12 protein-coding genes are annotated in these 15697 nt (G+C 60.6%); 8 read left to right on the top strand and 4 right to left on the bottom strand.

The window, feature by feature from the left end; all coding sequences use genetic code 11:
• Positions 1–78: 78 nt before the first annotated feature.
• The 4 genes from BLL42_RS20430 to gap all read right to left on the bottom strand — a co-directional run bounded on the left by BLL42_RS20430 (position 79) and on the right by gap (position 5554).
• Positions 79–2685 (bottom strand): TonB-dependent receptor, encoded by a 2607-nt coding sequence (locus tag BLL42_RS20430; RefSeq protein ID WP_071553699.1) that lies wholly within the window; start codon positions 2683–2685, stop codon positions 79–81.
• Between the two features lie 135 nt (positions 2686–2820).
• Complete coding sequence (locus tag BLL42_RS20435) at positions 2821–3792, bottom strand: FecR family protein (RefSeq protein ID WP_071553700.1); 972 nt, start codon at positions 3790–3792, stop codon at positions 2821–2823.
• A gap of 129 nt (positions 3793–3921) precedes the next feature.
• Positions 3922–4440, bottom strand: a complete 519-nt coding sequence (locus tag BLL42_RS20440; protein ID WP_071553701.1) for an RNA polymerase sigma factor — start codon at positions 4438–4440, stop codon at positions 3922–3924.
• Positions 4441–4552: 112 nt separating this feature from the next.
• Positions 4553–5554, bottom strand: a complete 1002-nt coding sequence (gene gap, locus BLL42_RS20445; RefSeq protein WP_071553702.1) for a type I glyceraldehyde-3-phosphate dehydrogenase — start codon at positions 5552–5554, stop codon at positions 4553–4555.
• Between the two features lie 223 nt (positions 5555–5777).
• Between gap and edd the strand changes: the two genes are divergently transcribed.
• From edd to BLL42_RS20485, 8 genes are all read left to right on the top strand, one after another.
• Entirely contained in the window at positions 5778–7604 is a 1827-nt protein-coding gene (gene edd / locus BLL42_RS20450; protein ID WP_071553703.1) for a phosphogluconate dehydratase, read from the top strand.
• Positions 7601–8551 carry a glucokinase gene (locus tag BLL42_RS20455; protein ID WP_071553704.1) on the top strand — a complete coding sequence of 317 codons (951 nt, stop codon included), beginning with the start codon at positions 7601–7603 and terminating at the stop codon, positions 8549–8551. The genes edd and BLL42_RS20455 overlap by 4 nt, the downstream gene beginning before the upstream one ends.
• A gap of 232 nt (positions 8552–8783) precedes the next feature.
• Positions 8784–9515: a response regulator gene (locus BLL42_RS20460; protein ID WP_019693222.1), complete on the top strand. Its 732-nt coding sequence runs from the start codon at positions 8784–8786 to the stop codon at positions 9513–9515.
• A gap of 31 nt (positions 9516–9546) precedes the next feature.
• Complete coding sequence (locus BLL42_RS20465; protein ID WP_167368568.1) at positions 9547–10974, top strand: ATP-binding protein; 1428 nt, start codon at positions 9547–9549, stop codon at positions 10972–10974.
• A gap of 185 nt (positions 10975–11159) precedes the next feature.
• Positions 11160–12419: a D-mannose isomerase gene (locus BLL42_RS20470; protein ID WP_071553706.1), complete on the top strand. Its 1260-nt coding sequence runs from the start codon at positions 11160–11162 to the stop codon at positions 12417–12419.
• A 116-nt stretch (positions 12420–12535) separates the two neighbouring features.
• Positions 12536–13828 carry an ABC transporter substrate-binding protein gene (locus BLL42_RS20475; RefSeq protein WP_071553707.1) on the top strand — a complete coding sequence of 431 codons (1293 nt, stop codon included), beginning with the start codon at positions 12536–12538 and terminating at the stop codon, positions 13826–13828.
• Positions 13829–13950: 122 nt separating this feature from the next.
• Positions 13951–14859 (top strand): carbohydrate ABC transporter permease, encoded by a 909-nt coding sequence (locus tag BLL42_RS20480; RefSeq protein WP_071553708.1) that lies wholly within the window; start codon positions 13951–13953, stop codon positions 14857–14859.
• Entirely contained in the window at positions 14852–15697 is an 846-nt protein-coding gene (locus BLL42_RS20485; RefSeq protein WP_019693217.1) for a carbohydrate ABC transporter permease, read from the top strand. The genes BLL42_RS20480 and BLL42_RS20485 overlap by 8 nt, the downstream gene beginning before the upstream one ends.

Raw genomic sequence — 15697 nt, forward strand, 5'->3', positions numbered from 1 at the left:
ACTAGACGAACCAGACGACGCGGCAGCGTAAAAAAACCTCACTGCGCCGAGACAGAAGCGCAGTGAGGTCGGCATGGATCAGATGTCCCAGATCAGGTTGATCGCGAAGTTGCGGCCGGGTTCGGTCAGGCGATCAAGGTTGGCCGGGCTGAGCATGGCGGCTTCGCCGACGCTGTCGTAACCGCGCACGTTGTCCCACTGCCAGTATTTCTTGTCGGCCAGGTTGTAGACGCCAGCGCTGACGGTGACATCGTCGGTCACTTTGTAGAATCCGCTCAGGTCGACAACGCCATAGCCCGGCGTCTTGAACTGGCTGCTGACGCCGTCCGGCGACTTGAAGCTGCTGCTGTCGACGAGGTTTTTCTTCTGCACCAGGGTCCAGCTGAGCAAGGCGCCGTAGTTGTCCTGGTCGTAACCCAGGCCGAACACGCCGGTCAGCGGATTGACTGCATTGAGTGGTTCGCCGGTGTCGTTGTTACGACCGTGGGCGTAAGCCACCGAACCTTGGGTGTAGAGGCCTTGCGGTGCACCGAAGGTGTCGAGGTTCAGGCGACCCTTGAGTTCGACGCCCTTGATGGTCGCGTGCTTGATGTTGTTGCTCTGGAACGTCAACTCGTTGTAGCCCGGGGTGACGGCGTCTTCGTTGATGAAGTCGCGGTACTTGTTATAGAACACCGCCACATCGAAGTGGCCGGACTCGAAGTTGCCACGCAGGCCGGTCTCGTAGCTCTGGCTCTTTTCCGGTTCCAGGTTTGGGTTCGGTGCCACGTTGTAGCCGGTGCTGGTGTTCTGGAAGCGGCCGTACAACGCTTTGGCGGTCGGGGTGCGGAAGCCTTCGGCGTACTGGCCGTACCAGGTGTAGTTGTCGGTCAGGGCGTAGGTCAGGCCGAACTTGGGCGACACGCGGTGCCAGGTCTTGTTCTCGTCGCTGACCGTGCCTTTGCCGTCGGCGGCCACGGTGTTGAGGAATTCCTGAGTGATGTGCGGCTTGAGCTGGGTGTAGTCGTAGCGCAGGCCCGGCAGGAAGGTCCACTTGTTCCAGCTGATCTGATCCTGGGCGAACAGGCTGTAGGTGTTGATGGTCGGGTCCGGGAAGTCACTGGATTTCTTCAGCACGTCAGCAGGGCTGATCGCGCCGATCGCTGTGCAAACACGGCCAACCGCCAGGCAGGTGCCATTGCCGCTGCGTGAACCGCTGACTTTCTCTTGCTTGATGGTGGTGCCGTACGTCAGCAGGTGGTCGGTTTCACCGAGGCTGAAGGCCTTGTCCAGCTGTGCGTCGAATACCCACTGTTGTTCTTCATAGAGCGTATCGCGCGAGCGCATCACATTGCGGCTCGGGGAGCGAGGGGTGAGTGGAACGTAGTAGTTTTCCAGGGTGCTTTGGTCGGTCTTGGCGACCTGGTAGTTCAGGCTCCACTTGACGTGATCGACCAGCAAGGAATCGAGGGCGAAGTTATTTTCCAGGCCGAAGCGTTCGCGGGTGATGGTGTCGTTACCGGTACGCGAGCGGTACATGCCCATGGGTTGGCCGGCGTTGAACGGACCTCCAACGGCGCTTTGCTGGTCGGTGTCGCGGTCGTCCTTGTACTTCTCGTAGGTCAGGCCCAGACGCGCATCATCAGCATAGTTCCAGCCGAGTTTGGCCAACAGGTTGGTGGTGCGCACGTCTTCCGGGTTGGCGGCGGTGCGATTGAGCCCCGTGCCGTTGTTGCTGCCGTAGGATTCGGTTTCATGACCGTCGCGCTGGCTGAAGTGCAGCAAACCGTCGAACTGTTCAGCACGACCGGCGACGGTGGCGGATTTCAGCCAGCTGTCGTCGACGGAGTTGTAGCCGGTTTTCAGGCGGGCGCCGACGTCTTTGCCGGGCTTGAGGATGTCGTCCGGGCCGAGGGTGAAGTAGCTGACCGCACCGCCGATGGCATTGCTGCCGTACAGCACCGAAGCCGGGCCGCGGAGGATTTCCACGCGCTTGACGATTTCCGGGTCGACGTAGTTGCGCTGGGTCTTGGCGTACGGACCGTTGAAGAAACCGTTGGGCACCTCGACGCCATCGACTTGCGTCAGGATCCGGTCACCGTCGATACCGCGAATGTTGTAGCCGCTGATGCCGCCACGGGTGCCGGTGCCGCCGACCGAAACCCCCGGTTCATAGCGCACCAGTTCCTTGATGGTGTTGACGTTGTTGCGGTCCAGCTCTTCGCGAGTGTGAACGGTGACGGTGCTTGGCACGCTGTCGACGCTCTGCTCCTGACGGGTGGCGCTGATGGTCATCTGTTGCAGGGCGAGGGTGCCGCCGACACTGCGTTTTTCCAGCACGATGTTGTTATTGCCCAGCTTGCGATAGCTCAGGTGGGTCCCCACCAACAGGCGATCCAGGGCTTTTTCCGGGGGCAGCGCGCCGTGTACACCCGGCGAGGCAACACCTTCAGCGAGTTCTGCCGGCAGGCCGACTTGCCAACCGGTGACGGCGGTAAAGGCGTTGAGTGCCGACACCAGCGGTTGCTGGGCGATGGCGAACGTGTAATCGCCGATGTTGCGGCTGGGCTGTTGGGTCGCGGTGGCGGCCATCACTGGCGCGGCCTGGGCGCCGGCCAACAGGATAGCGGCAGTCAACAAGGACAGCGTGCAGTTCTGCACGCGAGCGGAAGGTGAAGAGGACCGGCGGGTAAGGCGAGAGGACATCGATAGCGCTCCGTGTCGCACGAATCTTATAGGTGCAGACCCACATCGAAGATGCGAATCAATTGCATTGGCTATAACGAGACGTACGGGGAAAGGCTATCGAGTAAAAATAATTCTCATTTGGAGGGTGGCGGTCTAATTCAGGATCACCAGCGCCGGAAATTCCTGAAGCCTGGCCGAGGTGACGTGAGCCAGCGAGCGGACCACGTCCAGCGGTTGGTCGAGGCGGTAATTACCGGTCACCGCGACGTTGGCCAACTGCTCGTTGGTGTTGATGATCCAGCCCGGATAGTAGCGGCGCAGTTCGGCCAGCACCTGGCTCAATGGACAGTTTTCGAACACCAGTCGGCCCTGGACCCAAGCCAGATCGGTCGCGGGGTCGAGTCTGGCCGGTTGATCGAAACCATTGGGGCCGATACGAATACTTTCGCCCGCGCTCAGGCGCACGCGGGCGTCGCTGTGGGTGGTGCGCAAGTCGACGTCGCCACGCTGCACGCGAACCTGGGCGATGCCGTCCAGATAACGCACGGCGAACGTGGTGTCGCGGACACTGGCCGTGACCGGGCCGGCGTCGATTTCCAGTGGCAGGCTGCGATTGGCCGCGACCTCGAAATAGGCCTCGCCCTGATACAGACGGGCGATGCGTTGCTGGTCGTTGATGGTGCTGGAAAACGCTGAGTTGGTATTGAGCAGGACCTTTGAACCGTCCTCCAATTGCAGGCGCTGACGCTCGCCGACCACAGTCAGATGATCGGCCTGAATCCGCATCGGCAGGTTGCTGAAGCTGAACAGCCCGAGTATCAACACGGCCGCCGTGGCCAGCGGTTTCCAGTGCGGGCGCAGGCGACCAAGCCGCGTGACCTTGCGTTTGGCGGTGCTCAAACCCAGCGCGGCTTGCGCGACCTGCGGCCCGTCCCAGATCGCCTGGGCCTTGGCAAATGCTTCGGCATTGCCTGGGTCGGCGGCGAGCCAGTCGTGGAATTCGCGGGTGTGTTGCTCGCTCGGACTGTCCAGCACGATCAGCCAGTCCAGCGCCTGGTCCATGGCTCCGGTGCTGGCTGAGTCCCGCGCCGGGGCTGGCGGGTGGGCGTGTGGGCTGTCCGTCACGGGTGTTCCTCGGCTGCGTCTGCGCGGCTGGTTTTTGATAGTGGCTTTTAATAGTGAGAGTGCAAACGTCGGCCAAGGGTAGCAAAGCCTGAGTGCTGACGCAGTGGTGCGAAATAATGGCTGGCAGACTCAGTGGTCGTTGAGGCGATCTGCGACACCGACGCAGATCGCCATGATCAGCTTCAGGTCTTTTTGCACGGTGCTCAAGGACACGCTGAGCTGTTCGGCGATCTCCAGATAGCTGTGCCCGTGCAGGCGGCTGAGGATGAAGACCTGTTGTTGGCGCGGGGTGAGTTGGTTGAGGCTGATGTTCAAGCGTTCGAGCATCTGTTCTGCATGGGCGGCGTCCTCGGCACTGCTGAGCGGCGCCGCGATGCTTTGCACGACGTCCAGCGGAACGTCTTCGAGCATCGTTCGGGACTGAATGCGCCGTGCGCGTAAATGGTCCAGCGCCAGGTTGCGGGCGGTTTGAAACACGAAAGGTTCGAGGTGATCGATGGCCCGTTCACTCAACGCACGGGCCACTCGCAGGTAGGTTTCCTGCAAGAGGTCCTCGGCGGTGCTGTGGTTGTTGACCATCCGCTCCAGGGTACGCAGCAGCGAGACTCGCTGCGCGAGGAAGACATGGTTGAAGCGCGATTGACTCACAGTAGGACCTGATCCATTTCAAGTGAATGATAATGCTTATCATCTGTATGAAAGGTCAAGCGCTACCGGTGAGAATTATTGGCGGCCTTGCAGGTACGCCGGGTCATCGGCCTTATTCGGCGTTGCACAGGGCGAGGCAGTTATCGAGCATGCGGTTGGAGAAACCCCATTCGTTGTCGTACCAGGCCAACACCTTGAGCAGCTTGCCGCTGGACTTGGTGTGGTTGGCATCGAAAATCGACGAAAGCGGGTTGTGGTTGAAGTCGCTGGAGACCAGCGGCAGGGTGTTGTAGCCGAGGATCTTCGAGTGCTGGCTGGCTTCTTTGAGCAGTGCGTTGACCTCGTCAGCGCTGGCTTCGCGCTTGAGTTGCACGGTCAGGTCCACCAGCGACACGTTGATCACCGGCACGCGCACCGACATGCCGGTCAGTTTGCCGGCCAGTTCCGGCAGCACCAGGCCCACCGCTTCGGCGGCGCCGGTCTTGCTCGGGATCATGTTCTGGGTGGCCGAACGCGCACGGTACGGGTCGACGTGGTAGACATCGGTCAGGTGCTGGTCGTTGGTGTAGGCGTGGATGGTGGTCATCAGACCGCTCTCGATGCCCAGCTCGCGGTGCAACACCTGAGCCACCGGTGCCAGGCAGTTAGTGGTGCACGAAGCGTTGGAAATGATCTGGTGCGATTGGCGCAGGATGTCATGGTTGACCCCATACACCACGGTGGCATCGGCGCCCTTGGCCGGGGCCGAGATAATCACTTTGCGCGCGCCGGCGCTAAGATGGGCGGCGGCTTTGGCACGGTCGGTGAACAGACCGGTGCATTCGAACACCACGTCGACCTTCTCGGCAGCCCACGGCAAATCGGCCGGGTCGCGAATGGCGCTGACCGCAATCCGGTCGCCGTTGACGGTCAGGCTTTCCTGATCGTGCTGCACATCGGCATCGAAGGTGCCATGCACGGTGTCGTACTTGAGCAGGTGGGCGTTCATCGAACTGTCGCCCAAATCGTTGATGGCGACGATCTGCAAATCCTGACGGTAGCCTTGGGTATACAGTGCGCGAAGGACATTACGGCCAATGCGGCCAAAACCATTGATTGCGATTCGTAGAGTCATATGAAAGGCGCCTTCGTCATTTTGTTGTTGGAATTACAAGATTATTCGCAAAAAAATAGAAAACAAGCCTTTTTAGTGGCAATATTTTGTTTTATCTACAACGAGTGACCTGAATCAACTGGTCCGAGTGGTCAAGAAAACCGTCAGCGCGTCACGCGTCGATACCTCTTGATCAGCATAGACACGAACAGGTCGCCACATCCGTTAGCCTGGAGTTCTACACATGCATCCCCGCGTACTTGAGGTCACTGAACGGCTTGTCACCCGTAGCCGCGCTACCCGTGAGGCCTACCTTGCATTGATTCGCGGCGCCGCCAGCGATGGCCCGATGCGCGGCAAGCTGCAATGCGCCAACTTTGCCCACGGCGTGGCCGGGTGTGGCACCGAAGACAAGCAAAGCCTGCGGATGATGAACGCCGCCAACGTGGCGATTGTTTCGTCCTATAACGACATGCTCTCGGCGCATCAGCCGTACGAGCACTACCCGGAACACATCAAACACGCGCTGCGCGAGATCGGTTCGGTCGGCCAGTTCGCCGGTGGTGTGCCGGCCATGTGTGACGGCGTGACTCAGGGCGAGCCAGGCATGGAACTGGGCATTGCCAGCCGCGAAGTGATCGCGATGTCGACCGCTGTCGCGCTGTCTCACAACATGTTCGATGCGGCGATGATGCTCGGCATCTGCGACAAGATCGTGCCGGGGCTGATGATGGGCGCATTGCGCTTCGGTCATCTGCCGACGATTTTCGTCCCGGGCGGGCCGATGGTGTCGGGGATTTCCAACAAGGAAAAAGCCGACGTGCGTCAGCGCTACGCTGAAGGCAAGGCCAGTCGCGAAGAGCTGCTGGAATCGGAAATGAAGTCCTACCACAGCCCCGGCACCTGCACCTTTTATGGCACCGCCAACACTAACCAGCTGCTGATGGAAGTCATGGGCCTGCACTTGCCGGGCGCCTCTTTCGTCAACCCGAACACGCCGTTGCGCGATGCCCTGACCCGCGAAGCCGCGCATCAGATCACTCGCCTGACCAAGCAAAGCGGCAACTTCATGCCGATCGGCGAAATCGTCGACGAACGTTCGCTGGTCAACTCGATTGTTGCGCTGCACGCCACCGGCGGTTCGACCAACCACACCCTGCACATGCCGGCCATCGCCATGGCAGCCGGTATTCAATTGACCTGGCAGGACATGGCAGACCTCTCCGAGGTGGTGCCGACCCTGAGCCACGTCTACCCGAACGGCAAGGCTGACATCAACCACTTCCAGGCCGCGGGCGGCATGTCGTTCCTGATCCGTGAGCTGCTGGAAGCCGGTCTGCTCCACGAAGACGTCAACACCGTGGCAGGTGTTGGCCTGAGCCGCTACACCCAGGAGCCGTTCCTCGAAAACGGTGAACTGGTATGGCGCGAAGGCCCGATCGAAAGCCTCGATGAAAACATCCTGCGCCCCGTCGCCCGTGCGTTCTCGCCAGAAGGCGGCCTGCGGGTGATGGAAGGCAACCTCGGTCGCGGAGTGATGAAAGTCTCGGCCGTGGCGCCGGAGCATCAAGTGGTCGAAGCACCGGCAATGGTCTTCCAGGATCAGCAGGACCTGGCCGATGCGTTCAAGGCAGGCCTGCTGGAGAAGGACTTTGTTGCGGTGATGCGCTTCCAGGGCCCGCGTTCCAACGGCATGCCGGAGCTGCACAAAATGACGCCATTCCTCGGCGTGCTGCAGGACCGTGGCTTCAAGGTTGCGCTGGTCACGGACGGGCGGATGTCCGGCGCCTCGGGGAAAATCCCGGCGGCGATTCACGTCAGCCCGGAAGCTTATGTCGGTGGCGCTTTGGCGCGCGTGCAAGAGGGCGATATCATTCGCGTCGATGGCGTCAAAGGCACCTTGCAACTGATGGTGGACGCCGATGAATTTGCCGCTCGCGTTCCGGCCAAGGGCTTGCTGGACAACGGCATTGGTTGCGGTCGCGAGTTGTTTGGCTTTATGCGCATGGCCTTCAGCTCGGCAGAGCAGGGCGCCAGCGCCTTTACTTCTGCCCTGGAGACCCTTAAGTGAAACTAGCGCTGGTCGGTGACATTGGTGGAACCAATGCGCGTTTTGCGTTGTGGAAAGACCAGCAACTGGAGTCGATCCAGGTGCTGGCGACAGCCGATTATGCCTGCCCGGAAGACGCCATCGGCGTCTACCTGAGCGGCCTCGGTCTGGCGCCCGGTTCGATTGGCGCGGTGTGCCTGTCGGTGGCCGGTCCGGTCAGCGGCGACGAGTTTCGTTTTACCAACAACCATTGGCGGCTGAGCCGCAAGGCCTTTTGTCAGACCTTGCAAGTCGATCAGCTGTTATTGGTCAACGACTTCTCGGCCATGGCGCTGGGCATGACGCGCCTGCAACCGGGCGAGTTCCGGGTGGTCTGTGAAGGCACGCCGGAGCCGTTACGCCCGGCGGTGGTGATGGGTCCCGGAACCGGCCTCGGGGTCGGCACCTTGCTGGATCTTGGCGAAGGTCGTTGGGCCGCATTGCCGGGGGAGGGTGGGCATGTCGACCTGCCGCTGAGCAGTCCGCGAGAAACCCAACTCTGGCAGCACATCTACAACGAGATCGGTCACGTCAGCGCCGAAACAGCGCTGAGCGGCAGCGGATTGCCGCGCGTCTATCGTGCGATCTGTGCCGTGGACGGGCATGAACCTCTGCTCGATACCCCGGAAGCCATCACCGCCGCCGGCCTTGCTGGCGACCCGATTGCCCTGGAAGTGCTTGAGCAGTTCTGCTGCTGGCTCGGTCGGGTGGCCGGCAACAACGTGCTGACCACGGGGGGACGCGGTGGCGTCTACATCGTCGGTGGGGTGATTCCACGGTTTGCCGATTTCTTTCTCAACAGCGGTTTTGCCCGCTGCTTCGCCGACAAGGGCTGCATGAGTGAGTACTTCAATGGCATACCCGTCTGGCTGGTGACTGCACCGTATTCCGGCCTGACCGGCGCGGGAGTGGCACTCGACCAGGCCTGAATCGGTATCTACACATCTCGGATGACCGCCAAATCTCTCGTAGGAGCTGCCGCAGGCTGCGATCTTTTGGCGTCTGCAAGGACGCTGAAGATCAAAAGATCGCAGCCTGCGGCAGCGCCTACAGATGATCATGTGTAGATACCTATGCCGCGATGAGGTCCTGACAGGCAACATGGATCCATGAACGATCAGGCATAATCCGCCCTACCCATAACAACAAGGACGCCGCCCCGTGAGCTCAGTCAACAAGTCGATTTTGTTGGTCGATGACGATCAAGAGATACGCGAGTTGCTGGACACCTACCTCAGCCGTGCAGGGTTTCAGGTGCGAACCACGCCCGACGGTGCAGGGTTTCGCCAGGCGCTGAACGAGGCCCCCAGCGATCTGGTGATTCTTGATGTGATGCTGCCGGACGAAGACGGCTTCAGCCTGTGCCGCTGGATTCGCCAGCACCCGCGTCAGGCGCAGGTGCCGATCATCATGCTCACCGCCAGTTCCGACGAGGCTGACAGGGTCATTGGCCTGGAACTCGGCGCCGACGATTACCTGGGCAAACCCTTCAGCCCCCGTGAATTGCAGGCGCGAATCAAAGCCTTGCTGCGCCGTGCCCAGTTCGGTCAGGAACGTTCCGGTGGTGAAGTGCTGGCCTTCGATGAGTGGCGTCTGGACATGGTCAGTCATCGGCTGTTTCACACCGACGGCGAAGAGGTGATTCTCTCCGGTGCCGATTTCGCCCTGCTGAAACTTTTCCTCGATCACCCGCAGGAAATCCTCGACCGCGACACCATTGGTAATGCCACCCGTGGCCGCGACCTGATGCCGCTCGATCGCATCGTCGACATGGCCGTCAGCCGTTTGCGCCAGCGTCTGCGCGATACCGAAAAGCCGCCGCGATTGATCCGCACCGTGCGCGGCAGCGGTTATCAACTGGCCGCCAATGTAGTCGCCAGCAATGGCCACTGAGTTGTTCACTCGCCTGATACGGCGGGTGCCGGTGCCACGTTCGCTGCTCGGGCGGATGTTGCTGCTGACCCTGCTGGCGGTGTTGTTCGCCCAGACGCTTTCGAGCGTGATCTGGGTCTCGCAATTGCGTGCCACACAGCTGGAAGGACTGGTCACCGCCGCCCGTAGCCTGGCGCATTCGATGACGGCCAGCGTCAGTTACTTTCGCTCTTTGCCGGTGGCGTACCGGCCATTGGTTCTCGACCAGTTACGCAGCATGGGCGGCACCCGCTTCGTGGTGACCCTTAACGACAAACCGCTGGAAATGCAGCTGTTGCCGGCGACCCCGCGCAAGCAGGCAGTGCTGGTGGCAGTGGATGAAGTGCTGCGGCAATCGTTGGGTGCCGACACCGACATCTCGGTGCAATTCGTCAGCCCGGACGACCTGCGGATCTTCAATGGCGGTTTGAAACTCGATGAGTTGCCGCGTTCCTGGGCGCACTACGCGCTGACCCTGGAGCCGGTCAATCCGCCGGTACTGGTCACTCAAATCAAGTTGGCCCAGGGCGAATGGCTGTACATCGCCTCGCTGTTGCCCGAGCCCTATACCAGCCTTGAAGAGCAGGGCCTGCCTTCACAGCAGGTCTGGTTCATCGTGCTCACCAGCGGTTTTCTGTTGCTGTTCATCGGTCTGTTGGTGCATTGGCAGAGTCGGCCGCTCAAACGTCTGGCGCGGGCGGCGCGGGACATGTCGCTGGGCGCCGAAGTAGAGCCGGTGGCCGAGGGCGGTGGCAGTGAGGTGGTCGAAGTCGGCCGCGCCTTCAACGCCATGCGCGAGCGCATCAGTCGCTACCTGACGGAGCGCAGTCAGTTGTTCAGTGCGATTTCCCATGACTTGCGCACCCCCATCACGCGTCTGCGCCTGCGGGTCGAGTTGCTGGAAGATGAGCGGCTGCAAGCCAAGTTTGGGCGTGATCTGGATGAGCTGGAGCTGTTGGTCAAAGGCGCGCTGCAATGCGTCAAGGACACCGACATCCACGAAAACATCGAGCCGGTGGACCTCAATCATGTGCTCGATTGCCTGGTTGAGCCTTACCTGGCGCCCAACGGAAATGGCCGCGTAACCCAGCAAGGCCGGGCGCTGGCGCCGTACCCCGGTAAGCCGCTGGCGCTCAAGCGCTGCATAGGTAACCTGATCGACAACGCCCTCAAGTACGGGCAGAACGCCCATCTGCACATCGATGACGATGACGCAGCGTTCATCCTGCACGTCGACGATGAGGGTCCGGGAGTGCCTGAACAACGACTGGAGCAAGTGTTCGAGCCGCACTTTCGTTTGGCCGGGCAGCAGCAGGGGTATGGGTTGGGATTGGGCATCGCGCGCAACATCGCTCATAGCCATGGTGGGGAAGTGAGTTTGCAGAATTTGCGCGAGGGCGGACTGCGGGTGACGTTGCAGTTGCCGCGGTCGGTGGATTGATAAGGTCAAAAGATCGCAGCCTGCGGCAGCTCCTGCGCCGATCACTGTAGGAGCCGCCGCAGGCTGCGATCTCTTGATCTTGCTTTGTCACCGCTCGGTGACATAACGCGCGCCCTTCGTTACCTGCGTCACCTTCGCCGTTGTTTAGACTCCCTCACCGTCATAACAACAAAAACAGGTCCCCCATGAACACCTTCCAACCTGCCTTCAGCAGTTGGCTGAACGCACCTGCCCATCAGCAATGGCTGGCCGACGAAGGCCTGCGGCTGCTGGCTTTCGCCAAGGCATCAAAGCTGCCCGAAGGCTTCGGCAACCTGGACGCACACGGCGAACTGCCGGTCGACGCCCAGGCACACACCATGAACACCGCACGCATGACCCACAGCTTCGCCCTGGCGCACATTCAGGGCGTGCCGGGGTTTGCCGAGCTGGTGGATCACGGCATCAACGCCCTCAATGGCCCGCTGCGTGACGCCGAATTCGGTGGCTGGTTTGCGGCGCCCGATCACCGTGATGGCGATACCGGCAAGGCCGCTTACCTGCATGCTTTCGTGGCACTCGCGGCGAGTTCTGCGGTGGTCGCCCAAAGGCCTGGAGCGAACGCCTTGCTCAGCGATGCCATCGCGATCATCGAGCAGCACTTCTGGAGCGAAGAGGAGGGCGCGATGCGTGAATCCTTTAATCGCGACTGGAGCGAAGAGGAGCCTTATCGCGGTGCCAACAGCAACATGCACGCCACCGAAGCTTTTCTCGCGCTGGCCGATGTCACGCAGGACAGTCATTGGCTGAACCGCGCCTTACGGATTGTCGAGCGAGTCATTCACGGTCACGCGGCGGCCAACGACTTTCTGGTCGTTGAGCATTTCGATCAAGACTGGCAGCCACTGCCTGAGTACAACCACGAAAACCCCGCCGATGGTTTCCGCCCTTACGGCACCACACCGGGCCACGGTTTCGAATGGTCGCGACTGCTGTTGCACCTCGAAGCCGCGCGCGTGCAAGCGGGAATGCTGACCCCTGGCTGGCTGGCGACCGACGCGCAACAACTCTTCGTCCACAACGGCCTTCATGGTTGGGAGGTCGATGGCGCACCGGGCATTGTCTACACCCTCGACTGGGACAATCGCCCAGTCGTGCGCCAGCGCTTGCATTGGGTTCACTGCGAAGCCAGTGCTGCCGCCAGTGCGTTGCTCAAGCGTACCGGCGAGGCGCAGTACGAAACCTGGTATCGGCGTTTCTGGGCGTTCAGCGACAGCTGTCTGATCGACCGAATTCACGGCAGTTGGCACCACGAACTCGACCCGCAAAATCGCCCGAGCGCGCAGATCTGGGGCGGCAAACCAGACCTCTATCACGCCTGGCAAGCGGTGTTGATTCCACGCCTGCCGCTGGCGCCGAGCATGGCCAGCGCATTGGCTCAGGGCTCTATCTCGGTACTTATGTAACCATGCGGTGACATTTTGCCGTCGCTTCGTTACCTGCCAAGCGATCTACGCTGTTTAAACTCGTTTGCAGCGCAAGCACCAGACTTGCATGCATAACAACAAGAAAGGTACTTCAGATGAATGCGATTTCTCGCCTCGCCACTGTCATTTCTCTCGCCTCGTTATTTCCTCTCAGCGCCCTTGCCGCCGATTCCAAAGGTTCCGTGGAAGTCGTGCACTGGTGGACGTCGGGCGGTGAAAAAGCAGCGGTCGATGTCCTCAAGGCTCAAGTCGAAAAAGACGGCTTCACCTGGAAGGACGGTGCAGTCGCCGGCGGCGGTGGCGCTACGGCCATGACCGTACTCAAAAGCCGCGCCGTAGCAGGTAACCCGCCGGGTGTTGCGCAAATCAAAGGCCCGGACATTCAGGAGTGGGGCAGCACTGGCCTGCTCAGCACTGACGCCCTGAAAGGCGTTTCCAAAGCTGAAAACTGGGATGGCCTGCTCTCGAAGAAAGTCTCCGACACCGTCAAATACGAAGGCGATTACGTCGCTGTGCCGGTGAACATTCACCGCGTCAACTGGCTGTGGATCAACCCGGAAGTCTTCAAGAAAGCCGGTATCGAAAAAGCCCCGACCACCCTCGAAGAGTTCTATGCCGCTGGCGACAAACTGAAAGCCGCAGGCTTTATTGCCCTGGCCCACGGTGGTCAGCCTTGGCAGGACAGCACCGTGTTTGAAGACGTGGTGCTCTCGGTCATGGGCGCTGATGGCTACAAGAAAGCCCTGGTCGATCTGGACCAGAAAACCCTTTCCGGTTCGGAAATGGTCAAGTCGTTCACCGAGCTGAAAAAACTCACTGGTTACATGGACCCCAACCGCGCGGGTCGTGACTGGAACATCGCTGCCGCCGACGTCATCAACGGCAAAGCTGGCATGCAGATGATGGGTGACTGGGCCAAAAGCGAATGGACCGCCGCCCATAAGGTAGCCGGCAAGGACTATCAGTGCGTGCCGTTCCCGGGCACTGAAAAGGCCTTCACCTACAACATCGACTCCCTCGCGGTGTTCAAGCTCAAGGCTGATCGCACCGGCGATATCGCCGCTCAGCAGGACCTGGCCAAGGTCGCGCTGGGTAAAGACTTCCAGAAGGTCTTCAGCATCAACAAAGGTTCGATCCCGGTGCGCACCGACATGCTCAATGACATGAGCACGCTGGGCTTCGACGCCTGCGCCCAGGCGTCGGCCAAGGACTTCCTGGCTGACGAGAAAACCGGCGGCCTGCAGCCGAGCATGGCGCACAACATGGCCACGTCCCTGGCGGTACAGGGTGCGATCTTCGATGTGGTGACCAACTTCATGAACGACAAGAACGCTGACCCGGCCAAGGCCAGCGCCCAACTGGCATCGGCCATCAAAGCCGCCCAGTAACACCAGGACCGCCGCGGGCCTGACCTGCGGCAAACCCCTGATCTTCGTCTCCCTGCATGAGCTTTGGTTCGTGTAGCGGGGGCGTTCGGTCTGGATTTCACTTCTTCAACTGGATTATCCCGATGAGCTCTGTGGCGGTTTTCAGCAAAGCCTCACCGTTCGACGCATTGCAGCGCTGGCTCCCCAAACTGGTTTTGGCGCCGAGCATGCTGATCGTCCTGGTTGGCTTTTACGGTTACATCCTCTGGACATTCGTTCTGTCCTTCACCAATTCCAACTTCATGCCGAGCTACAAGTGGGTCGGCCTGCAGCAATACATCCGGTTGATGGAGAACGACCGCTGGTGGGTCGCGAGCAAGAACCTCGCGGTCTTCGGCGGCATGTTCATCGGCATCAGTCTGGTGCTCGGGGTGTTTCTGGCGGTGCTGCTCGATCAGCGCATTCGCAAGGAAGGCTTCATCCGCACGATCTACCTGTACCCGATGGCGCTGTCGATGATCGTCACCGGTACCGCCTGGAAATGGCTGCTCAACCCAGGTCTGGGCCTGGACAAGATGCTGCGTGACTGGGGCTGGGAAGGTTTTCGGCTGGACTGGCTGGTGGATCAGGATCGCGTGGTCTATTGCCTGGTGATCGCTGCGGTGTGGCAAGCCTCGGGCTTTGTCATGGCGATGTTTCTGGCCGGCCTGCGAGGTGTTGATCAGTCGATCATCCGTGCCGCTCAGGTCGACGGTGCGAGCCTGCCGACCATCTATTTGAAGATCGTCCTGCCGAGCCTGCGTCCGGTGTTTTTCAGCGCCTTCATGATTCTGGCGCACATCGCGATCAAGAGCTTCGACCTGGTGGCGGCGATGACGGCGGGCGGTCCCGGTTATTCCTCCGACTTGCCGGCGATGTTCATGTATTCCTTCACCTTCAGTCGTGGCCAGATGGGGATTGGTTCGGCGAGCGCGATGATGATGCTCGGCGCGATCCTGGCGATTCTGGTGCCATACCTGTACTCCGAACTGCGAGGCAAACGCCATGAGTAATCAGCTTGGCAAGCCTGCCATCAGCTTTAGCCGCATAGCGATCTACGCGACCTTACTGTTGGCCGCCGCGGTGTACCTGATTCCGCTGGTGGTGATGCTGCTGACCAGCTTCAAATCGCCAGAAGACATTCGCACCGGCAACCTCTTGAGCTGGCCACAAGTGATTGATGGCATTGGCTGGATCAAGGCCTGGGACGTCGTGGGCGGCTACTTCTGGAACTCGGTGAAAATCACCGTGCCGGCGGTGCTGATCTCGACCTTCATCGGTGCAATGAACGGTTATGTGCTGTCGATGTGGCGCTTCCGTGGCTCGCAGTTGTTCTTCGGCTTGCTGTTGTTCGGCTGCTTCCTGCCGTTCCAGACCGTGCTGCTGCCAGCCTCGTTCACCGTCGGCAAACTCGGCCTGGCCAATACCACCACCGGTCTGGTGCTGGTGCACATCGTCTACGGGCTGGCGTTCACCACGCTGTTCTTCCGTAACTACTACGTGAGCATTCCGGATGCGCTGGTGAAAGCGGCGCGGCTGGATGGCGCGGGCTTCTTCACCATCTTCGGGAAGATCCTGCTGCCGATGTCGATTCCGATCGTGATGGTCTGCCTGATCTGGCAGTTCACCCAGATCTGGAATGACTTCCTGTTCGGTGTGGTCTTCGCCAGCGGCGATGCCCAGCCAATCACCGTGGCCCTGAACAACCTGGTGAACACCAGCACCGGGGTCAAGGAATACAACGTTGATATGGCGGCGGCGATGATCGCCGGGTTGCCGACACTGCTGGTCTACATATTCGCTGGCAAGTATTTCCTGCGTGGGCTGACGTCCGGCGCGGTCAAGGGGTAG

Origin of the sequence: Pseudomonas frederiksbergensis (genome assembly GCF_001874645.1) — a bacterium.
Lineage (GTDB): Bacteria > Pseudomonadota > Gammaproteobacteria > Pseudomonadales > Pseudomonadaceae > Aquipseudomonas > Aquipseudomonas frederiksbergensis_B.